We start from the raw sequence: 22388 nt of genomic DNA, 5'->3' as shown, positions 1-22388 counted from the left end.
AACTAAATAAAGTAAATAACTTAAAGGTGGTGATAAGCATGGGATGGTTTAGTAATTCAAAACAGTCTGAATCAAGCAATGATTTGATCATAAATGCATTGCATAAATCATTAGCAATAATTGAGTTTGAACCTAGCGGAAAAATTATCACTGCGAATGCAAATTTTCTTCGCGTAATGGACTACTCACTTGCTGAGGTTCAAGGTCAGCACCATTCTTTATTTGTTAGCCCTAGCGAAGCGCAAAGTAATGAATACCGTCAATTTTGGCAGCGACTGAGCGCGGGTGAGTTTATTTCAGATGAATTTAAGCGGTTTGGCAAAAATGCTAAAGAAGTTTGGATACAAGCCACCTATAACCCTGTTTTAGATTCACAGGGTCAAGTGATTAAAGTGATTAAATTTGCCACTGAGATCACATTGCAAAAATTAAAGGCGGCAGAAGCTGCTGGACAAGTTGCGGCAATAAATAAATCGCAAGCGGTAATCGAGTTTGACTTAGATGGCACAGTGCTAAATGCCAACGATAACTTTTTAGCCACATTTGGCTACCACCTTAATGAAATACAAGGTAAACACCATCGTTTATTTGTTGCATCTGAATATGCAAATAGTGCAGATTATCAAGCTTTTTGGGCCAAACTGGGACGGGGTGAATACGACCGAGGTGAGTACTTGCGCTTTGATAAACAAGGCCGTGAAATTTGGATTAATGCTTCTTATAACCCCATTTATGATATGGACGGAAGATTAATAAAAATCATTAAATATGCAACTGATATTAGCGAACAAAAAGAACTTGAAAGAGCCTCTAAAAAAACAGCTGACTTAGCCAACGCTCTAAAAGTATGCCAAGCAAATGTGATGATGGCTGATAATGACTTAAACATCATCTTTGCCAATGACCGTGTTAAGCAAATGCTAAAAGCACGGGAAAGGGATTTGCAATCGGTACTACCCAACTTTGCTGTAAGTGACTTAATTGGCACATGTGTTGATGATTTTCATCAACACCCTGCGCATCAGCGCGAGCTGTTAAAAAAATTAGATGCGCCCCATAAAGCGACACTCAAATTAGCTGGTCTTATTTTTAATTTAATTGCTTCGCCATGGTTTAACGAAGAAGGAGAGCGTTTAGGAACGATTGTTGAGTGGCAAGATATTACTGATGAAGTATTTAAGGCCGATGAAGAGCGTGCTAGAGCAGAAGAAAACCTACGTGTTCGTCGCGCGTTAGACACTGTAGCAACAAACACTATGATTGCAGATGCATCGAATGTGATTGTGTATATGAATGACGCGGTGAAAAATATGATGAGCAATGCTCAAAATGATATACGCATCGATTTACCTAACTTTGATTGTAAAAATTTACTTAATCAAAACATTGATATATTTCATAAAAACCCAGCCCATCAGCAAAATATGTTAGCAAAGCTAACGAACACTTACAGTACTGAAATTAAAGTGGGCGGCAGAACCTTTGGTTTAGTTGCTAACCCAATTATAACCCCAGACGATGAGCGAATTGGGACTGTAGTTGAATGGGAAGACAGAACGGCAGAGGTGGCAATAGAAAAAGAGATTGCTCAGTTGGTCAGCGCCGCAAGTAAAGGGGAATTAAATAGCCGAGTGGTTGAGCAAGGAAAAGGTGGCTTCTTCCTGCGTTTAGCTCAGGGTCTTAATAGTTTAGTTAAAGTGGTTGATGACGCCGTAGCAGATACTGGAACTATGCTTGATGCAATGGCCAATGGGGATTTATCAAAACGGATTGAAAAACAGTATTACGGCTCGTTTGATAAACTTAAAAAAGATGCAAATGCGACGGCAGACAAGCTAACCGAGGTCATTAATCGCATTAATACATCGGCTACACTGGTGGCCAGTGGGGCTGAAGAAATTTCACAAGGCAATGCCGATTTAAGCCAGCGTACAGAAGAGCAGGCGTCATCATTAGAAGAAACAGCTTCTAGTATGGAAGAGATGACCAGTACGGTTCGTCAAAATGCTGATAATGCCAAGGTGGCTAATGACTTAGCTGAAGAAACCTGTGATAAAGCAATTCAAGGTGGCGAGGTTGTTAATAAGGCCGTAACCAGTATGTCGGCTATTAACGAATCGAGTAAAAAAATTGCTGACATTATTGGTGTAATAGACGAAATAGCATTCCAAACAAACCTATTAGCACTTAATGCTGCTGTAGAAGCTGCAAGAGCGGGTGAGCAAGGCCGAGGCTTTGCGGTTGTTGCGGGTGAAGTGCGTAACTTAGCTCAGCGCTCAGCTGGTGCAGCTAAAGAAATTAAAGAGTTAATTAGAGATAGTGTTGGCAAAGTTGCTGATGGTAGCGCTCTTGTAAATGAATCAGGTGTGACGTTACAGGAGATTGTGGTGTCGGTGAAACGTGTGACACAAATGATAGCTGATATAACTCAGGCCTCTGAAGAGCAAAGTGCAGGGATTGAGCAAGTAAATAAAGCCGTATCGCAAATGGATGAAATGACTCAGCAAAATGCGGCATTGGTTGAAGAGGCATCGGCTGCAGGTGAATCTATGGCAGAGCAGGCTAATGAAATGCGCCGTTTACTGCACTTCTTTTCACTAGGGCAGCAAGATATGGCGGTGGTATCGCCCACCATTCGCACCCCTGAAATAACGCATAAGCAAGAAAATAGCTTTGTTAATAACAAAAGCAAAGGTGAAAACTTTGTAGACTCAGCTGAAGAGTGGGAGGAGTTTTAACCCTATTTTAGATGGTTCAAACAATGAGGTTAGTTTGAATCTATCTTTATATTTATTTGAGAGTGCATAATGAAAGAGTTTTTATTAACGGATAGCGATTTTAAGGAAGTGGCTCATTTAGTGTATAACGCTTGTGGTATTGTGCTTGGAGAGCATAAGCGTGAAATGGTTTACTCACGATTAGCAAGGCGAATTCGTGAGCGTAAATTAACAAACTTTTCTAGTTACCTAGATTACTTAAAAAATCATAAGGATCAGGAGTTTGATGCATTTATTAATGCCATTACTACCAATCTAACCTCTTTTTTTCGTGAAATTCATCACTTTGAGTTTATAAAAGAGCAGTTTATACCAACGCTGTTAAAAACAAATAAACAGACTAAGCGCGTTCGCATTTGGTCTGCTGGCTGCTCTACCGGTGAAGAGCCCTACAGTTTAGCTATGACGTTACAAGGGGCTTTTCCAAGTGATTGGGATGTGAAAATTTTAGCAACTGATCTTGATTCTAATGTATTAGCTAAAGCTCAGAGCGGTATTTATACTGCGGCAAATGTGAATGGATTGGATGATGCACTGCTCAAGCGCTGGTTTTTAACTAGCAAAGACGGTCAAAGTTATAAAGTGAAACCCAAGCTACAGCAATGTATTTCATTTAAGCGTTTAAACTTACTCCAAGATTGGCCTATGAAGGGTCCATTTGATTTGATCTTGTGCAGAAATGTAGTGATTTACTTTGACAAAGAGACAAAGGATCAGCTTTTTAACCGTTATGCCGATATTTTAAATAACCAAGGTTATTTATTTTTAGGGCATTCAGAAACCATGGGAAAAGAGCATGTCTTATTTAAAAACTTAGGGAAAACCATGTATCAAAAAGTAGCTCATGCAAACACAATTTAAGCCGGTTTTAACGGGATTCGAGCACATTAAGCGCTATTGGGATGCCACGCGAGAGCGTGTGGTCGCTAAGGTATTGCCAGGTGAATTTTATGTTTCTAAAAACGATGAGCTGATCACCACAGTGCTCGGGTCGTGCATTGCTGCTTGTGTTTACGACGATAAGCTTGGCATAGGAGGTATTAACCACTTTATGCTACCTATTCAAAAGGGTGAGCGAATTGACCAAGCACATAGTTTAAGTTGTCGTTATGGTAACTGGGCCATGGAATATTTAATTAATGAAGTGCTTAAAAATGGCGCTTCTCGGGCAAACTTAAAAGTAAAATTGTTTGGGGGAGGCAAAATAATTAGCGCAATGACAGATATAGGTATTGGCAATATTAGTTTTGCAAATGCGTATGTTGTAGAAGAGGCGCTAAACCTAGTGGCGCATGATATGGGTGGCCCCTGGCCGCGCAAAATATTTTTTAATCCCCATAATGGAAAAGTACAGGTTAAAAAGCTAAGAAACTTACACAATAACACCATTGAAAAACGTGAAGTGCGTTACTTACATAATCTTGAACAGCAAACTCAAGCCACTGATATAGAACTTTTTTAAGGATGGCTATGATTAGAGTATTAATAATTGATGACTCGGCACTGATCAGGCAATTACTGACAGAGATACTGCAACAGGCAAAAGACATTGTGGTAGTGGGTTGTGCACAAGACCCATACGAAGCCAGAGAAATGATTAAAAAACACAATCCGGACGTGTTAACACTAGATGTTGAAATGCCAAAAATGGACGGTATTAGTTTTTTAAAAAACTTAATGCGCTTACGCCCCATGCCAGTAGTGATGATTTCCACTCTGACTCAAAAAGGTTCCCCTATCACCCTTGAAGCGCTTGAATTGGGGGCGGTTGATTTTATTGCAAAGCCAACGGTTAACGTTAAACAACAAATGAGTCAATATGCTGACACAGTGCAGCAAAAAGTCAGGGTGGCGGCTAGTGCTCGGGTTCGAGGCTACAAAAAAACCAGTGCTGTAGCAGAACCTATCCCCACCCATGCCGAATTTTTAGTAAATAAAGTGATTGCAATCGGTGCATCAACAGGGGGAACCGAGGCGATAAAAGAAGTGCTGATACGTATGCCCAAAAATTGCCCACCCATTGTAATAACGCAGCATATTCCTCCCGTATTTAGCACCTCATTTGCAGAGCGAATGCAGCGCACTTGTACTATTAACGTAAAAGAAGCACAGCAAGGCGATAAACTGGTAGCAGGTTGCGCTTATATAGCTCCGGGTGGCTTACATTTACGAATTAGTAAACAAGGTAGTGCTTTGTATTGTCAGCTTGATGATGGAGAGGCTGTTAATAGACATAAACCCGCAGTGGATGTTTTATTTAACTCATTACTTGAAATAGGTGCAAAGCATATTGTTGCCACACTATTGACCGGCATGGGAAGTGATGGTGCGAAAGGGTTACTCGCATTAAAGCAACAAGGTGCATACACGCTTGCGCAAGATGAGTATTCGTCTGTGGTATGGGGCATGCCTAAAGCTGCTATTGATATGGGGGCGGCAAATGAAGTGGTACCGCTGGAGAAAATGACCCAGCGGTTATTAAATCAAGTAATGAAAAGGTAAAACTTAGTTGATCACCCAAGGTTGTGAAAACCAATAATAACTGCCGGCTTGTTTTATTGATGGAGCCGTGCAGTTAAAGCGAGAGCGGCCTTTATTAAGCTGTTTTGGCGATGTTATCTCAACCGTACTATCGTCTAACCAATTTAAATTAGCTTGGCCAACGCTTGATACATAACAGGCAAATTGACTCTTATGAAAGTCATCTGTTTCAAGCTTTATAGTGAGTGTCGGTGGATTTTTTGAAGTGACACTATCTTCATAGGTTAGCTTATTAATGGTAAAGGCAGTTGAATTTATCTTGGTAATTAACGTCCCTAGTTTGCTATAAAAACCAGATGCGGGGAAGCGCGGTAAGCGGCTAAAGTTAGAGTGTTGATTAACGGCTCCTGAGTGCTGGCCAATACCAACAAAACCTAGCTCAGTAACGAGTGCTTGTAGTTGATTGTTAAACTCTCCGTATGGGTAAGCAACGTATTTATAGTCGTGACCTATTTCCTCTTTAATACGCTGTTGTGAACTAAGAATGTCTTTTTTTGTGCGTTCGCGCCATTGGCTTTGCGTTTCATTTTCAAGCTTTTTATGTAGGTAGTTATGCTCGGCACTATGATTAGCAATAAGTGCTCCTTTTTTTGCAAGCTTCCTGAGCTTATCCCACCCCATCAAATAGCTCGCTTGCTCATCAATGAGTTTTGGGTTTACGAAAATAGTGTACGGGTAGCCAAATTCCTCAAGGATAGGAGCTGCTTGATCGTAATTATTGTTGTAACCATCATCAAAGGTAATCGCGATTGTTTTGTCCTCTAAAGCCTTACCTTGTTGCAATGCACTGATCAGCTCATTTAATGGAATAACGTTAAAGTTATGCTCTTTTAAATAATTTAAGTGTTTAGTAAAAGTGTTGGCACTCACGCTGGTAACAGCGGGAAGGGTTTCACTGACGTGATGATACTGTAGAATAACAGCTGCTTGCGCGCGTATAGAACCACAAATCAGGAATAATAATACTAAATGAAACAATTTCTTATACATAATAAGGCACACCATAAAAGCTTGTTGTTGTTAGCCGGTCCGATGATATTATCAAATATTACCGTCCCGTTGTTAGGAATTGTTGATACGGCTGTGATTGGTCACTTGGGGAGCGCGCATTATTTAGCCGGTATTGCTTTGGGTTCAACTGTGATCTCTATTTTATTTTGGCTCGTTGGATTTTTAAGAATGAGCACCACTGGGCTGGTGGCGCAGGCTTATGGTCAAAATGATTTAACCCAACTCGTAGCCTTACTTAAGCGCAGTTTATTGTTAGCCACTTCGGTTGCCTTACTCCTTATTTTGCTATCACCCCTTATAAAACATGCCATCGCGTATTTATCAGCTGCCAATAGCGATGTGCTCAATGAAGCCTATCGGTATTTTAGTATTCGTATTTTTAGCGCCCCTGCAGCGCTATGCAACTTAGTTTTACTAGGCTGGATGTTAGGTGTTCATTATGGCCGAGGGCCATTTTATTTACTGTTAGTGACTAACATTACCAATATTGTGCTCGATATTTATTTTGTAGTGTACCTTGATTGGGCGGTTGCAGGGGCTGCGTGGGCATCACTTATTGCTGACTATATCGCGCTTGTATTTGCTTTATTGCTAGTGGCTCAACTTGCTAAAAAGCATGGTATGAGCTTGGCTGTAGCAAATTGGTTTAGTTTAGAAAAAATGGCAGGACTACTGAGCTTAAACCGCGATATTTTTATTCGTTCTTTAGTACTGCAATTATGTTTTAGCTTTATGACCTTTTATGCTGCTCGCCTCGGTGAAACCACACTGGCCGCCAATGCTGTTTTACTCAACTTTTTAATGTTAGTTAGCTTTGCACTTGATGGAATAGCCTATGCAAGTGAGGCCAAAGTAGGTCAAGCTAAAGGTCAAAAAAGTGTTGAAAAGATAAGGCTTTGGGTAAAAATAAGTGTATTTTGGGGTATGTTATTTGGCGTTTTGTATAGTGTGTTTTTTATAGTTTTTGGCAGCAGCATTATTAAGCTATTAACGAATGTACCAGAGGTTATTGACGAGGCCATTCACTATTTACCTTGGGTAATAGCATTGCCTATTTTAGCTATGAGCTGCTTTTTGTTCGATGGTATTTTTGTTGGTCTGACACGCGCTAAAGCGATGCGAAACAGTATGTTGCTTTCAGCGATTGTAGGCTTTTTCGGGGTGTTTTGGCTATTTCAGGACTGGCAAAACCATGGTTTATGGTTAGCCATGAGTTGTTTTATGCTTATGCGAGGCGTAACGCTTATTGTTAAATATCAACAATTAAAAGCTAATAATCAATTACTTAATTAAGCGAATTGATATAAACCGTTACTTCCAAAGGTCGGGGTCGTTATTTTTGGAAGGGATATTTTTTAATACTTGAGAAAAGCGGTTAGCAAAAATACCCGCATAGCCCCAAAAAGCAAAAAATAAAGCGGGGACTAAAATTACTAAGCCAATAACTTGCAAACTATAATGGCTGTAATAGCCTACAGCGATAAATATCACGGCTAGCACAAATAGTGCTAGCCCGCGAAAAAAGCGATTTAAACTCAACTTAGGGTCGCTCCCTAAGCGGTAAATAAGTGGCTTTAGCATAATGAATTAATGCTTAGTAGTAAGAATGCTCGCCTGCTTCATGATCGGTAATGTCAGACACACCGGTGATTTCATCAAACTTAGCAATCATCTCTTTTTCAATGCCTTCTTTTAGTGTGACATCGATCATAGAACATCCATTACAACCACCACCAAACTGAAGTACAGCAACACCTGCTGCGGTGATCTCTACCAAGCTAACTTGGCCGCCATGGTTGGCAAGTTGTGGGTTTACTTCGGTTTCTAGCATGTGTTGCACACGCTCATTCAAGCTGGCATCTTCACCTAGTTTACGTGCTTTAGCATTAGGTGCTTTAAGTGTTAATTGAGTACCCATTTTGTCGGTAACAAAATCAATTTCAGCTTCGGCTAAAAAAGGCGCGCTTTCAGCATCAACAACCGCATCAAAGCCGTTAAAATTTAGGCGAATATCGCTCTCTTCTACCGCGTCTTCTGGACAATAAGAAACACCACATTCAGCTTGTGATGTACCAGGGTTAACAACAAACACACGAATATTCGTTTGTTGAGATTGATCTGCTAATAGCTTAGCAAAATGCGCTTGCGCTGTTTCGGAAATAGAAATCATAATACCGTCTATACTTGACTAAATTACTCGGATACTGCATATCATACTCCGCTCATCGTGTTGCGGCTAGTGTTGAACGTAAAAAGTTGGCATCTATTTTAAGCAATGGTAGCGTGCAATTAACAAACATTTTTAGAGTGATTTACATGCGCTTCATATTAACAATAATGGTGGTACTGGCCAGTTTTTCAAGTATGGCAAAGCCCCTATCTTATTATTTTGAGCAACAGGTTGAATTTGATTCCACCATACCAACACCACAAGAGGTACTGGGTTATCAAGTGGGTGAGTGGCATGTAAGGCATGACCAACTTGTTCGCTACATGGAAATTTTAGCTCAAAAAAGCGATCGAATTAATTTTGAAGTAATAGGCCGAACTCACGAACAGCGCCCGTTAGTTATGCTTACGATTACAGCGGCTAACAAATTAAAAAATATAGAAAAAACTCGCCAAGCACATTTAGCTCGCCTAAATAATTCAAACAATAAAACAGCAGAGCAGCCCAGTGTCGTATGGATGGGCTACAGTGTTCATGGTAACGAATCATCAGGTAGTAATGCAGCGTTACTAGTCGCTTATTATTTAGCGGCAGCGCAAGGCGATGAAATAAATGACCTACTTAACAATACGGTTATTTTACTCGACCCGTCGCTTAACCCAGATGGACTAGCACGTTTTGCAAATTGGGCTAATAGTAATCGGGGTATGAACTTATCGTCAGATCCGCAAACCCGAGAGCATGTAGAGAGCTGGCCAAGCAGCCGTACAAACCATTATTGGTTTGATTTAAACCGTGATTGGTTGTTGTTACAGCACCCAGAGTCGCGGGCTCGGATTGCTAAGTTTCATTATTGGAAACCTAATATTTTAACTGACTTTCATGAAATGGGGCCAAATAGTAGCTACTTTTTTCAACCGGGTATCCCAAGTCGTAAACACCCAATTACGCCTGAAGAAAATGTGAGCCTTACCAAAGCGATTGCAAATTATCATGCTAAAACATTAGATGAAAACAACGCGCTATACTTTACAGAAGAAAGCTTTGATGACTTTTATTATGGTAAAGGCTCTACCTACCCCGATGTAAACGGGGGTGTGGGTATTTTATTTGAACAAGCAAGTTCTCGTGGCCATATTCAAGAAACGATCAATGGTCCGCTAACGTTTGCGTTTACAATTAAAAACCAACTTTTAACGAGCTTATCAACGTTTAAAGCGGCGATTGATAACCGCCAAGCTTTGCTTGAGTATCAAGCGAACTTTTATAACAAAGCGGTTGAGCTTGCCAAAGATGAAGACTATCAAGGCTATATTGTTCAAGCAGCTGAAGATCACACCCGTACTAACGATTTTTTAAGCATACTTAAACAACATCAAATTAATGCCTACCCAGTGAAAGAAGGGCTAAAAGCTGAGGGTAAAAACTTTACCGCTGATAGTTATTTTGTGCCGCTTGCGCAACCACAATATCGATTAGTTAAAGCTATTTTTAGTGAGCAACAAAACTTTGCCGATAACACCTTTTACGATGTGTCGGGTTGGACATTAGCGCATGCGTTTAATTTACCATTTGCTAAAGTAAACAGCCGTTGGGGGTTAGAGATAGAAAAAACAGCTTGGCAAAAAGCAAAGCAGCCAGAGTTAGCGCCACTGACTAAAAATTACGCCTATGGATTCGCATGGGATGACATGCAGGCCCCGAAAATGCTCAATAGTCTGTTACAGCAAGGCATTAAAGCACGTGTTGCACTAAAACCATTAACTGCAGTATCAACCAACGCAGAAGTAAACTTTGACGCCGGTAGTATTATCATTCCTGCTGGGCTTCAAACTGATACTGACTGGGTGGCAAAGCTAAATCAAGCACAAAGCCAGTTTGGGATTGAACTTAAACCAATTACTACTGGCTTAACCAGTAAAGGTGCTGATTTAGGGTCGCGCTCTATGGCTGTGGTTTCTGCACCTAAGGTGTTACTTGTTGGCGGTAAAGGCGTGAGCCAATATGAAGCGGGTGAAGTGTGGTACTACCTAGATCGTTTTGTAGGTGTAGCGCCAACCATTGTTGAAATGAATCGTTTAGCGTCTTTAGAGCTCAGTAATTACAGCCATATTGTGTTGGCGCATGGCGATTATTCGACGTTATCTGATGCCGATAAAGTGGCAATTAAAAGTTGGGTGAGAAAAGGCGGTGTTATTTGGGGACACAAAGGCGGAGCTAAGTTTTTAGCCGATCAACAGCTATTAAAAGCAAGCTACTTATCGCGTAAAGATGTGGCTGGGGCATTTGATACTCAAGGTTTAAAATATGCAGACAAAGACCACTTAGCGGGTCGCCAGCGTATTGCCGGTGCGATATTTAATACCAAGGTAGATACAACTCACCCTCTGACATTTTCATTTAAGCGTGACACACTACCTGTATTTAAAAATAGCACCTGGCTATTGGAAGCCTCGCAAGCACCGTTTGTAAATATACTTACCTACACACAGCAGCCGCTCCTTGCTGGTTTTACTGATGCAATAAATGTAGAGCAAGTGGCTGGTGGAGCTGCGTTAATGGCGCATTCTTATGGGCGAGGTAGTGTTATTGCGATGACTGACAACCCTGTATTTAGAGGGTACTGGTATGGCACCAGCCGATTGTTAAGTAATGCTTTATTTTTCGGCCACACCTTTCGCGTGAGTGGAAACTAACACGCCCTAAAGTGGTGTTAAACACGTAGTGAATGCCCATACGTGTTTAGCGCCCGCTTCTTTTAACGATAATGTAGCCGCATTAAGAGTTGCTCCTGTGGTCATAATATCATCGATAATTACTACCGTTTTTCCCTCTAAATTAATCGTGCATGAAAAAGCCTGCTGTAAATTTTTGACCCTTTTAGCTTTGCTTAATTGTGATTGTGCCGAAGTGTGTTTATGGCGAAGTAACGCATTATTTAACACCTTATTTGACGCCAAACAGGGTTGCCATACTTGGGTTACCTGATTAAATCCACGCGTTAAAAAGCGCGCTTTATGTAAAGGTAAAATAATAAATGCATCAACAGCTATAGGGTGTTTAGTCATAAAAACAGTAAGTTGCTTTTTTATGACTTGCTGCAGTGCTTTTTTATAATGGATTTGATTATTAAATTTAAGTTGTTTTAACCATAAATCAAAAGGGGGCTGGTAAAAGGCACATGCAAACAGCTTTTCAAAGCTGCAGTTAGGAAACATTTCTACAATATCAGGGCGGTAAAATAAATTGTCATGCTCGGCCAAATCTAGCAATGGCAAGTCATCTAAACAAAATTGACACAGTCCCATTGAGCTATGAATTTGACTTTGACATAACACACAGTAAGAGGGAAATAGCCAATCACCTAGGCTGAGTTTCATTCGCTGATGATCCTCATTACAAACTCCTTTTAAAGCGCTATCATAGATCTTAAGTTTGGTTAAGGTTAGGTAAATATGCAAAATGAATGTGTGTTGTTACATGGTTGGGGAATGAACCAAGGTGTGTGGCAGTTAATAAAACCAGAATTAGAGTTTTTATATTCAGGTAAAGTGCGTTGTTTGGATTTACCCGGTTATGGTGATAATAACGCCTCTTTAAGCCCATATACATTACACGATGCTGCAAAGCAGGTGAGTGAGCAGTTAAAGCCACAATCGGTACTAATGGGGTGGTCTTTAGGTGGGTTGTTTGCTATTTATATTGCCAAACATTGGCCAGAAAAAGTATCAAAAGTCATTTTAGTTGCCTCAACGCCCTTTTTTGCAGAGCAATTGCCATGGGCTGGCATTAAGCCTAAAGTATTAAAACAGTTCAAAGAGCAGTTGTTGCAAGAGCGTTCAAAAACGATAGAGCGCTTTTTGGCAATTCAGGCAATGGGCAGTGAGTCGGCTCGCGATGATGTAAAACAGTTAAAGCAGTTATTGAGTCAGTCACCGCCTCCGTATAACGAGGCTTTAAGTGCAGGGCTAGACATACTGCAAAATGAAGATTTACGCGAATTATTTGCTCAATGTCCAGTGACTATTCGCGGCATTTTTGGACGCTTAGACTCTCTCGTTCCTTATCGGGCCATTGAGAAAATGGTGGCACTTAATGCTGACTTTGAGTACGAAGTGTTAGACAAAGCATCGCATGCGCCTTTTATTTCTCATAAAAGTGAATTTTTATCTGCCGTTAAATCAATGCTTTGAAGCAAAGCCATGATTACTGCGGTTTAAAGCTTTATTTTGCGTGATTTTTGAGCGATAATTAAACAATATTTATTTGCTGGAGGTTTATTATTATGCCAATAGGATCTGTATTCAATAGTGGTGTTGAAGGGTTTAATAGAGCCAGCCAAGGAATTGAAAAAGCCAGCGCTGAGATTAATCGTGCCAGCATAGAGCAGCAAGACGACTCTCAACTAGCGCAGCAACGTCAATTAACGGCCGCTCGTCCTGAAGAAGCAGTCACCGCGCCAGTATCTCAACCTGCACGAATTGATGATGCATTAGTAAACTTAAAAGTTGAAGAGTTTAATGCTAAGGCAAACACGCAATCTATCCAAACTGCAGATGACGTATTAGGCACTTTAGTTGATATTAAAGTGTAATTTCTCATGAATATTGTCACGCCATTTCCGTCTATCAATATAAACACCGCAAATGTTTATACAGAGACTGCTCGGCGTGACAACCAGCTACGTGAAGTCATTCCCCCAGCCGCTGCAAACACTGCCGGTAGCACAGAAAACAAAGCCCAAAGTGATGCAGAAAAAGCCAAACTGCCAGGAAATAGCGACAGCTCAACCTACAATGCGAGTGGCAAAATTGCAGACGATAAAACGATTGCGCAACGCGAAGGCAATGCAGATAGCGATCAAGATGATGCCGAGCAAGAAAAACAACAAGCTGCAGAAGAAGTTAGTGAGCAAGAAGAGCTGCAACTTGAGCAAGAACTTCAACAAATTAAAGAGCTTAAAGCACGCGACACTGAAGTGCGAACACATGAGCAAGCGCATGCCGCTGTGGGTGGACAATATGCGGGCTCTCCTAGCTATGAATACCAAAGAGGCCCTGACGGTACTAACTATGCCGTAGGTGGTGAAGTACCGATAGATGTTGGGGTTATCAATGGTGACCCTCAAGCAACCATTGATAAAATGCAAACGGTACGTGCTGCAGCACTAGCGCCAGCAGAGCCTTCAGGTGCCGACAGGGCAATTGCAGCAGATGCCACTCAAAAAATAGCCGCAGCACAAGCTGAGTTAGCATCAGCGGATGACGAAGACAGCAGCGAAGGTCAAAGTAGAGTCAGTGCATCGTTTTCTAATAGTGAAAGTTCAGAAGTAAAAACCGCTAAAAGCGAAGAGCAAACGCGTGATGTTGAAGTAGAAGCACGTGCTGGTCGCATTGCTAGCTTTTACCAACTGGCCACTTCTCCTGCGACTCAAAGCCAATTCTCAGCACAAATTTAAATTAAAGCTTATATTTAATAGCCATAAAAAAACCGCCTAAGCGGTTTTTTTATTGGGTCATTTTATTTTTTCACTTTCGCATTGGCAAAGGCATCAGCAAACGCATTACCCATCATGGCATTGCCTGTGTCGCGCTTAGGCTTAGGCGCTCGCGTTTGGTTTGCATTGTTGCTGCGCGGCTTTTGCGGCGCCGCAGGGGCAGCTTTATTGCTAGTGTCTATCTCGTCATCTAGGCGCATAGTAAAACTAATACGTTTACGGGCAGCGTCGACTTCAACCACTTTGACTTTAACAATGTCACCTGCTTTAACTACTTCTCGTGGGTCTGAAATAAACTTGTTAGTAATGGCTGAAATATGCACGAGTCCATCTTGATGAACACCCACATCAACAAATGCACCAAAATTAGCAACGTTCGATACCACGCCTTCTAAAATCATACCGGGCTTAAGGTCACTAATTTTTTCAACACCGGCTTTAAACTCAGCAGTTTTAAATTCAGGGCGCGGATCGCGACCCGGTTTATCAAGCTCGCTAATAATATCGGTCACGGTAGGCAGGCCAAATTTATCGTCAATATAATCATTTGCAGCGAGCTTATTTAAAAACTCCTTATTACCAATGAGGTGATTTACGTCTACCTGATTGTGCTCACAAATACGCTTAACGATAGGGTATGCTTCAGGGTGAACTGATGAGTTGTCTAGTGGATCGCTGCCATTGTTAATGCGTAAAAAGCCGGCTGCTTGTTCAAATGCTTTTGGCCCCAAGCGCTCTACTTTTTTCAACTGACTGCGTTTTGTAAATGAACCGTTTGTATCACGGTAGTTTACAATGTTTTGCGCTAAGGTTTTGTTTAAGCCAGAAACACGTGCAAGCAAAGGCACAGAAGCCATATTTAAATCAACACCGACACTGTTTACACAGTCTTCTACCACCGAAATTAGGCTTTGCCCCAGTTGGCTTTGCGATACATCATGTTGGTATTGACCTACACCAATAGACTTAGGCTCTATTTTAACCAGCTCAGCCAATGGATCTTGGAGGCGGCGTGCAATAGATACGGCACCGCGTAAAGATACATCTAAATCTGGAAATTCATTAGCGGCAAACTCAGACGCAGAGTACACCGAAGCGCCGGCCTCACTGACCATGATTTTATTCAGTTTAAGCTCGGTATTGGCTTTGATAAGTTCGCCAACTAGTTTATCTGATTCGCGAGAAGCGGTGCCGTTACCAATTGCAATAAGCTCTACCTTATGTTGACGACATAGCTGCTCGAGCGTGCGTAATGATTTATCCCAATGATTTTGTGGTGCATGTGGGAAAATCGTTTGGGTAGCAAGCAGCTTACCTGTGCTATCAACCACGGCAATTTTACAACCGGTACGTAAACCAGGATCTAAACCTAACGTAGTGCGAGGACCTGCAGGAGCTGCCATTAATAAGTCTTTTAAGTTTTTAGCAAATACATCAATGGCACCGGTTTCGGCTTTTTCACGCATTGAGGCTAAAAATTCATTTTCTAAGTGTAATCCAAGCTTAATTTTCCACGCCCATTGCACCACGGTTAATAACCAAGCGCTGGCAGGTTTGTTTTTAATATCTAGGCGGTAATGATCGCTAATCATCTGTGCACATAATTGCGCTGGGTTTTCAGCGCTCGGCTCAGGATTAATAGTTAACTGTAAAACGCCTTCATTACGCGCTCTTAGCATGGCTAGTGCACGGTGCGAGGGGACTTTTTTTAACGGTTCTTGATGTTCAAAGTAGTCTCGGTATTTAGCCCCCGCTTGTTCTTGGCCATCAATAAGTTTGCTTTCAATCGCCCCATTCTGACTAATATGAGTTCTAAATTTAGCGAGTAATTTAGCGTCTTCAGCAAAGCGCTCCATCAAAATAAACTTAGCACCATCAAGCGCTGCTTTAGTATCGACAATCGCTTTTTCGCTATTAATAAATTTTACAGCCTCAGCTTCTGGGTCAAGCATTGGATCGTTAAATAATGCATCAGCTAGCTGTTCTAAACCTGCTTCAATAGCTATTTGACCTTTAGTGCGGCGTTTTGCTTTATAAGGCAAATATAAGTCTTCTAGTTCGGTTTTACTTTGTGCTGCTTTAATATCAGCCGCTAATTCACCGGTAAGTTTATTTTGAGATTCTATCGTCGACAGGATAAAGCCACGACGCTCTTCAAGTTCACGTAAATAAGATAAACGTTGTTCTAGAAGGCGTAGTTGGGTGTCATCTAATCCACCGGTCACTTCTTTTCTGTAACGGGCAATAAAGGGGACGGTTGCGCCTTCATCAAGTAACTTTGTTGCTGCAACCACTTGTTGCTGCTGTGCATTTAGCTCAGTTGCTAAACGTGCAGAGATATCGCTCATGCAAAAACCTTTTAATACAAAAAATAAGACCAGCTAAGAAGTTAACTGATGCGTCAATGTCTTGAATAATATCACAGGGGAGGGTAATAAAAAGCTCTTAAAGCAAGCTATTTTACTTGCCTTAAGATGCCATTACCGGGGTTGGAACTATACTAATAAAAAGCGGATTTAGTGAGGGTGCTCTATACTTTCGAGTACTTCACTAAATGTGTGTGCTATTGGGCTAATATGAACAGGAATTTGCAGCTTACGTGCTATATCGCGTGCTGAAATTAAGCCGCTGATTTCATAGTTAGCCGCAGTGACTAATAAAAACATAGCGCCATGATGTTCCATAGTTTGCAGTGCATCACCAATGCATGAGTAGCTTAAGCTTTTCATACTTACACCCATTAAATTACTCAGCGGTGTCATTAAATAGCGTAAGCTAATTTCACTACGAGGCAAGCCTAAACGCTGCGCTAAAATCATGATTTTTGAGCTTTGTAAATCTGCACTTGCGACAATTCCAATTAATTTTTGATGCTCGTCAGTCACTAAAATAAAATCAGAGCGCTGAGTATTTAACTGTTTCGATGCTTGTTCAATGGTTGTATCAAACGCTGCACGCATAGGACTGGTATGCGTAAAGCTAGTTACTATGCGTGTTGCAGGAGAAGTTAAATCAATTACAGGCTCATTAGTAAAAGTATCAGCAATAGTGCCATGCGAAATGTCTTGGGTACGGAGTTCTTTAAAGTTAGACATAATATCCACCTAAATAAATTAGTTATAAAAATTTAATAATGTTTAAAAGTAAGTTACTAAATTAAATAACAGGTGGCGCTCGCGGGTTTGCGTGATTGTAGGCAGTGGCTAAAAATTGACTTTCATAATGAAAGAAAAACGCTAAAGGAAGTGGTTGAATTTCTCTAAGCGCAATAACACCATCAAGAGAATCTATATCGGTGTCGAGGTTTGCTTGGTCAGGGGAGTCACAAACAATAAATTCAGCTGGGGCAAAACCAGCATCAAGTTTGTTATTTTTAGGTGCGCCATGCAATGTCAAACTCACACTCATGAAGAGTGCAAACACGAGGGCATTTTGTAATATGCGCGCTGTTATGTTTGACATGGTGGTGACCTTAATTAACTACTCTCAAGTTAATACAACATTACTTGAGTAACCTTAGTTATAGCTTACTCATAAAATATAAACAATAAAAAGTTAATGTGATCTGAATCAAAACTAAGCGATGCTATTTTTGGTAAGTGATGTTATTTACGTACCATTGCTTAGCGCCTTGGGGAGTCATTACCTCAAAATCATCGTCTACTTGTTTTTTTAATAACGCTCGCGCCATTGGTGAATCGATAGAAATATAATCGTTGCGATCATAAATTTCATCGGGACCGACAATTCTAAATTTTTTACACTCACCGGCCTCGTTTTCTATTTCCACCCAAGCACCAAAAAAAACTTTGCCGTCTTGTACGGGGGAGTAGTCAACAATTTTTAGATCGGGGATGCGTTTTCGTAAATAGCGTATACGACGGTCAATTTGGCGAAGCAAACGCTTGTTGTACTGATAGTCTGCGTTTTCAGAGCGATCACCTAGGCTGGCAGCCCAACTCACAATTTTAGTTACTTCTGGACGTTTTTCATTCCAAAGATGATCATGCTCTTGCTGCAATTGTAAATAACCTTCGCGAGTAATTAAGTTTGTTTTCACGCTGAGTTCTTGTTTAATCTTCATGAGTGGCAAGGTATTAAAATAAAGGCTGCTTGTCGAGATAAAACCGCTATCAATGGGTTTGAAATGTTCAGTAACAATCTAAGCGCTTAATTAGTTTTTTATTCTTAAGTTTTTCATTTATATTAACTATTAATAAATTATAAAAATAAGCAACAGATTATGGGACAAGAGACAGTAAAAGTATTGGTGGTGGATGATGATAAACGTTTACGCAGTTTGCTGGAACGCTATTTGGTAGAGCAAGGATTTATTGTCAGAACAGCTGCCGATTCAGAGCAAATGGATAGGCTAATTGAGCGTGAAAATTTTCACCTAATGGTGCTTGATCTAATGCTGCCCGGCGAAGATGGGCTCTCTATTTGCAGACGTTTACGCCAAAAAGAAAACCAAATCCCTATTGTTATGCTGACCGCCAAAGGCGATGAAGTCGATCGTATTATTGGCCTAGAACTCGGCGCTGACGACTATATTCCGAAACCGTTTAATCCTCGCGAGCTATTAGCGCGCATAAAAGCCATTTTACGTCGTCAATCAAAAGAAGTGCCAGGAGCGCCCTCAGCAGAAGAGAATTTAATTGAGTTTGGTAAATTCACCCTAAATTTAGCCACCCGGGAAATGAGTGAAGGCGATAACACGGTGTCGCTCACCAGTGGTGAATTTGCGGTGTTAAAAGCGTTAGTGTCTCACCCGCGTGAGCCATTAAGTCGAGATAAATTAATGAATTTAGCTCGAGGGCGAGACTATAGTGCGCTTGAGCGCAGTATTGATGTTCAAGTATCACGCCTTCGTAGAATGATTGAAGTTGATGCCGCTAACCCTCGCTATATTCAAACGGTATGGGGTTTAGGTTACGTATTTGTTCCTGACGGTGAAAAGTAATCATTATGGGAATGTTTCCGCGTAGTGCGTTTGGACAAACCGTATTTTTGGTTGCCGCTTTGTTGCTTATTAACCAAATTGTCTCCTACGTCACGGTAAGTTTATATGTAGTTAAACCCACCATTGAACAAGTTAATTTAATGCTGGCTAAGCAAATTAAAACTGTGTTTATTGATTGGGAAGATGGTGTTGAAGTTACCGATGAAGTCTCTGAGAAGTTTTTTGAAATAACTGGCATTGAAGTAATGACTCAGCGTGAAGCTATGCGAAATGGTTTAGGCCAAAGTCGTGAATATTCTGGGCTATCGCGTAGTATGTCTGAGCAATTAAATGGCTTTTCTCGGGTACGCATTAGTCAAACTGATCCGCTTATTTATTGGGTAGAAGCCCCGCAGGCGCCGGGTTATTGGGTCAAAGTGCCGCTCACCGGATTTAAAGAAAGTAACCTTGAGTTTTTAACCTTTTATCTTTCAAGCATCGGCTTTTTAAGTGTATTAGGAGGCTGGCTATTTGCAAGGCACTTGAACCGACCGCTAAAAGCATTACAACAAGCTGCGATAAAAGTAGGGGTGGGCGACTTTAGTACCAAGTTACAAGAGCAAGGGTCGAGTGAGGTTATTGAGGTAACACGCGCCTTTAATCAAATGTCGCGAGGTATTGCTGCCCTTGAAAACGACCGTCGATTACTTATGGCCGGTGTTTCTCATGATTTACGCACACCGCTTACGCGTATTCGTTTAGCCACAGAAATGATGGTTGATGAAGATGATTATTTACGTGAAGGCATTATTTACGATATTGAAGATATGAATGGCATTATCGATCAATTTATCGAATATTTACGCCATCATAAACGGGAAGAACAAACCTGCGAAGATATTAATGCACTGGTTGGTGAAGTTGTACAAAGTGAGCTTAAGCATCAACGGGTGATCACGTTTAAACCGAACCCTAATGTTGGAAAAATTCCCATAAGCAGTGTTGCGATTAAGCGAGTGGTGACTAATATGATTGAAAATGCACTGCGATATTCAGAGGGCGATATTGAAGTACTCAGTTACTTCAATTCCAATAAAAAGTATGTGGTTATTGCGGTCAACGATAGTGGTCCGGGTATTCCTGAGAGTGAGCTAGAGTCAGTATTTGAGCCGTTTAAACAAGGTGATGCAGCTCGCGGTAGTGAAGGTAGCGGCCTAGGCCTTGCAATTATTAAACGTATTATCGATATGCATGGCGGCAAGGTGGTGCTCTCGAATCGCCCTGAAGGTGGTTTAAGTGCGCAAATATACCTACCAATAAAGGTTACTAATCCAGGCTAATAACGCTATCTGCATGGTTGCAGATAGCGTTAATTTATTATCTAGGGTTCAGGTTAACTACTAAAGTGCTTTAAAACGAATAGCGGTGCCGCCACTGGTAGCCAGTTCTAGTGTTAGCTTATCGCTTGCGGTAACAATGCGTTTTTCAATGCTTAAATCATAAGGATTGTTCTTCCACTCTGCCTTATCACCATCACGATAAATTTGCGCTTCAAACTGTTTATCTTTATCTAAAAAGTCGAGTTTAACTTCAATGGTGCGGGCATTTTCGTCAGTCACTGCACCTAAGTACCAATCGTTTCCTGAGTAGTTATCGCGCTTGCGCTCTTTGCGTGCAAATACAATAAAGTCGCCTACTTCGCCATCAAGCGCGATACTTTGCTGCCAATCGGTTGGTACGTCTTGAATAAACTGAAAAGCATCGGGTTTAGCTAAATAATTACGCGGTAAATCCGCCGCCATTTGAATTGGGCTATACATCACCACATACAATGCTAATTGCTTTGCCAGTGTTGTTTGTGGGCGATTTGTATCGTCCCCTAAGCCATTAAAGCTCATATCAAAAATACCTGGGGTAAAGTCCATTGGCCCTGCAAGCATACGGGTAAAAGCAAGCATTGGAATGTGCTCTGGTGGATTAGGTGGCGTACCCCATGCGTTAAACTCTTGTCCACGCGCACCTTCACGGGCAATCCAGTTGGGGTAAGTACGGCGCAGACCTGTGTCTTTAATTGGTTCATGGGTGTTGATGCTTAGCTTATATTTAGCGGCAAGTTTAATGTTATGTAAGTATTCATTTACCATAAATTGGCCGTCGTGCCATTCAAAGCGGGCAATGCCGTTTTCATCTATGCGTTTTATATTGCCACCATCGGCCACATAACCGGTTTTTATTTGGCTTACATTTGATTTTTCGTAAAGCGCAAAAGCATCTTCCATTTGGTCGCGATAATTGCTGACATTGCCAGAGGTTTCATGGTGACCAATTAACTGTACCCCTTTTTCTTTACCGTACTGTGTAAGCGCTGCAATATCGAAATCGTCATAAGGCTGAGTAAAGCTAAATACATCACCATTATAAAACCAGTCGCCATCCCAACCTGTGTTCCAACCTTCAACTAATACGCCGTCAAAGCCATACTCAGCGGCAAAGTCCATATAGTATTTAGTATTTTTTGTGGTGGCACCGTGTTTTTCTCCACTGCCCCAAGTTGTTTCATTGATGTGCATTCCCCACCAAATACCTACATATTTACCTGGTTTAACCCACGACACATCACCGAGTTTATTTGGCTCATTCAGGTTTAAAATAATATCTGAATTAACTAAGTCTATCGCTCGCTCACCTATTTGAATGGTGCGCCAAGGAGTGTTGAATGCGCCTTGCTTCTTAACGGCAATGCCATCAGACCATGGCGTTAAATCGGCACTAAACGTACCAGGGCGACGCTGGTTAAGCACCATCCCTGCATAATCTACCAGAGCTGCTTCATGAATGCTGACATGTACACCGTTACCATTTTTAAAGGTAAAAGGGGTATGAACAAGTGCAGCATTTTGTAAGTCTGTAGTGTTATAGACATATTCATAACGGTTCCAACCGCGAGCAGGTATCCACCATGCGGTGGTTTTATCTTTTGCGGCAATAGCAAATTCGGTCAGTTCTTTAGTAATTTCAGTTTTTTCAAAATCGGCTTGCTTAGGGACTTCATAGCGAAAACCTACACCACTATCAAAGGCTTTAAATCGTACAGTGTATGTGCCAGCGTGGGGCGCAGGTTTATTGAAGGTAACGGCAATTTCATTGTGCTTATCAATAACGGTTTGACGCTCTCCCCAAGGTTGCTGCCATTGGCTATCGGTTTGTGAACGAGTTACTTCACTAATAACAAAGCCGTCATCAAATGGTGCTTGGCTTTTAAACCTAAAACCTAAGCGTGACTGCTCAATAACAGGCTTACCATTAAAGCTAATAGAGTAATGAGGGGATGATGATTGATCAGAAATGGTAATTTTAATTTTTTGATCAGGTGATTTCAGCGTGGCTTCTTTTGCAAAAGCACTGCTTGCAAGTAAAGCAACTAATAGTAAAGGTAGTCTCATTGTGTGT

20 protein-coding genes are annotated in these 22388 nt (G+C 41.2%); 11 read left to right on the top strand and 9 right to left on the bottom strand.

Going from position 1 to position 22388, the window contains the following annotated elements:
- Positions 1 to 38: 38 nt before the first annotated feature.
- From B1F84_RS14340 to B1F84_RS14325, 4 genes are all read left to right on the top strand, one after another.
- Positions 39 to 2738, top strand: a complete 2700-nt coding sequence (locus B1F84_RS14340) for a methyl-accepting chemotaxis protein (RefSeq protein WP_131691798.1) — start codon at positions 39 to 41, stop codon at positions 2736 to 2738.
- A 69-nt stretch (positions 2739 to 2807) separates the two neighbouring features.
- On the top strand, positions 2808 to 3638 hold the full coding sequence (locus B1F84_RS14335) for a protein-glutamate O-methyltransferase CheR (protein ID WP_131691797.1): 831 nt from the start codon (positions 2808 to 2810) through the stop codon (positions 3636 to 3638).
- On the top strand, positions 3622 to 4239 hold the full coding sequence (gene cheD, locus B1F84_RS14330; protein WP_131691796.1) for a chemoreceptor glutamine deamidase CheD: 618 nt from the start codon (positions 3622 to 3624) through the stop codon (positions 4237 to 4239). The genes B1F84_RS14335 and cheD overlap by 17 nt, the downstream gene beginning before the upstream one ends.
- 8 nt (positions 4240 to 4247) lie before the next feature.
- Positions 4248 to 5279, top strand: a complete 1032-nt coding sequence (locus B1F84_RS14325) for a chemotaxis response regulator protein-glutamate methylesterase (RefSeq protein ID WP_131691795.1) — start codon at positions 4248 to 4250, stop codon at positions 5277 to 5279.
- Positions 5280 to 5282: 3 nt separating this feature from the next.
- Here B1F84_RS14325 and B1F84_RS14320 read toward each other — a convergent pair whose 3' ends face one another.
- Positions 5283 to 6308 carry a polysaccharide deacetylase family protein gene (locus B1F84_RS14320; protein ID WP_131691794.1) on the bottom strand — a complete coding sequence of 342 codons (1026 nt, stop codon included), beginning with the start codon at positions 6306 to 6308 and terminating at the stop codon, positions 5283 to 5285.
- On the opposite strand from B1F84_RS14320, the gene B1F84_RS14315 reads away from it, so the two are divergent.
- The gene (locus tag B1F84_RS14315; RefSeq protein WP_240702005.1) at positions 6288 to 7622 is read left to right on the top strand and encodes an MATE family efflux transporter; all 1335 of its coding nucleotides are present in this window, start codon (positions 6288 to 6290) and stop codon (positions 7620 to 7622) included. The two genes, B1F84_RS14320 and B1F84_RS14315, sit on opposite strands and share 21 nt — an antisense overlap.
- Before the next feature lie 18 nt (positions 7623 to 7640).
- On the opposite strand, the gene B1F84_RS14310 is transcribed toward B1F84_RS14315, so the two are convergent.
- Together B1F84_RS14310 and nfuA are read right to left on the bottom strand one after the other, a co-directional pair.
- Entirely contained in the window at positions 7641 to 7910 is a 270-nt protein-coding gene (locus tag B1F84_RS14310) for a hypothetical protein (RefSeq protein ID WP_131691793.1), read from the bottom strand.
- A gap of 13 nt (positions 7911 to 7923) precedes the next feature.
- A complete protein-coding gene (nfuA, locus tag B1F84_RS14305; protein WP_008465569.1) occupies positions 7924 to 8499 on the bottom strand; it encodes a Fe-S biogenesis protein NfuA in 576 nt (191 codons plus the stop codon).
- Positions 8500 to 8645: 146 nt separating this feature from the next.
- Between nfuA and B1F84_RS14300 the strand changes: the two genes are divergently transcribed.
- Positions 8646 to 11195 (top strand): M14 metallopeptidase family protein, encoded by a 2550-nt coding sequence (locus tag B1F84_RS14300; RefSeq protein ID WP_205988828.1) that lies wholly within the window; start codon positions 8646 to 8648, stop codon positions 11193 to 11195.
- A gap of 6 nt (positions 11196 to 11201) precedes the next feature.
- Here B1F84_RS14300 and B1F84_RS14295 read toward each other — a convergent pair whose 3' ends face one another.
- Positions 11202 to 11879, bottom strand: a complete 678-nt coding sequence (locus B1F84_RS14295; RefSeq protein ID WP_131691792.1) for a phosphoribosyltransferase family protein — start codon at positions 11877 to 11879, stop codon at positions 11202 to 11204.
- Positions 11880 to 11954: 75 nt separating this feature from the next.
- Between B1F84_RS14295 and bioH the strand changes: the two genes are divergently transcribed.
- The 3 genes from bioH (at position 11955) to B1F84_RS14280 (ending at position 13957) form a co-directional block, all read left to right on the top strand.
- A complete protein-coding gene (bioH, locus tag B1F84_RS14290) occupies positions 11955 to 12692 on the top strand; it encodes a pimeloyl-ACP methyl ester esterase BioH (protein ID WP_131691791.1) in 738 nt (245 codons plus the stop codon).
- Positions 12693 to 12784: 92 nt separating this feature from the next.
- On the top strand, positions 12785 to 13093 hold the full coding sequence (locus B1F84_RS14285; RefSeq protein ID WP_008112879.1) for a hypothetical protein: 309 nt from the start codon (positions 12785 to 12787) through the stop codon (positions 13091 to 13093).
- 6 nt (positions 13094 to 13099) lie between these two features.
- Positions 13100 to 13957 (top strand): putative metalloprotease CJM1_0395 family protein, encoded by an 858-nt coding sequence (locus B1F84_RS14280; protein ID WP_008112878.1) that lies wholly within the window; start codon positions 13100 to 13102, stop codon positions 13955 to 13957.
- Positions 13958 to 14019: 62 nt separating this feature from the next.
- Here B1F84_RS14280 and B1F84_RS14275 read toward each other — a convergent pair whose 3' ends face one another.
- The 4 genes from B1F84_RS14275 to greB all read right to left on the bottom strand — a co-directional run bounded on the left by B1F84_RS14275 (position 14020) and on the right by greB (position 18056).
- Positions 14020 to 16344 carry a Tex family protein gene (locus B1F84_RS14275; protein WP_131691790.1) on the bottom strand — a complete coding sequence of 775 codons (2325 nt, stop codon included), beginning with the start codon at positions 16342 to 16344 and terminating at the stop codon, positions 14020 to 14022.
- Between the two features lie 168 nt (positions 16345 to 16512).
- Positions 16513 to 17091 carry a CBS domain-containing protein gene (locus B1F84_RS14270; protein WP_131691789.1) on the bottom strand — a complete coding sequence of 193 codons (579 nt, stop codon included), beginning with the start codon at positions 17089 to 17091 and terminating at the stop codon, positions 16513 to 16515.
- A gap of 61 nt (positions 17092 to 17152) precedes the next feature.
- Entirely contained in the window at positions 17153 to 17458 is a 306-nt protein-coding gene (locus tag B1F84_RS14265; RefSeq protein WP_008465842.1) for a hypothetical protein, read from the bottom strand.
- A 124-nt stretch (positions 17459 to 17582) separates the two neighbouring features.
- Positions 17583 to 18056 (bottom strand): transcription elongation factor GreB, encoded by a 474-nt coding sequence (greB, locus tag B1F84_RS14260; protein ID WP_131691788.1) that lies wholly within the window; start codon positions 18054 to 18056, stop codon positions 17583 to 17585.
- A 183-nt stretch (positions 18057 to 18239) separates the two neighbouring features.
- Between greB and ompR the strand changes: the two genes are divergently transcribed.
- Both ompR and envZ read left to right on the top strand, forming a co-directional pair.
- Positions 18240 to 18959 (top strand): two-component system response regulator OmpR, encoded by a 720-nt coding sequence (ompR, locus tag B1F84_RS14255; protein ID WP_008466692.1) that lies wholly within the window; start codon positions 18240 to 18242, stop codon positions 18957 to 18959.
- Between the two features lie 5 nt (positions 18960 to 18964).
- Positions 18965 to 20278, top strand: a complete 1314-nt coding sequence (gene envZ, locus B1F84_RS14250; RefSeq protein ID WP_131691787.1) for a two-component system sensor histidine kinase EnvZ — start codon at positions 18965 to 18967, stop codon at positions 20276 to 20278.
- A 60-nt stretch (positions 20279 to 20338) separates the two neighbouring features.
- Here the strand turns inward: envZ and B1F84_RS14245 are convergent, their stop codons facing one another.
- Complete coding sequence (locus tag B1F84_RS14245) at positions 20339 to 22381, bottom strand: glycoside hydrolase family 97 protein (RefSeq protein ID WP_131691786.1); 2043 nt, start codon at positions 22379 to 22381, stop codon at positions 20339 to 20341.
- Between the last annotated feature and the right edge of the window lie 7 nt (positions 22382 to 22388).

The organism is Pseudoalteromonas sp. DL-6 (assembly GCF_004328665.1).
Taxonomy (GTDB): domain Bacteria; phylum Pseudomonadota; class Gammaproteobacteria; order Enterobacterales; family Alteromonadaceae; genus Pseudoalteromonas.
The sequence above is the reverse complement of the archived record's forward strand: the minus strand, read 5'-3'. Positions and strand labels throughout refer to the sequence as shown.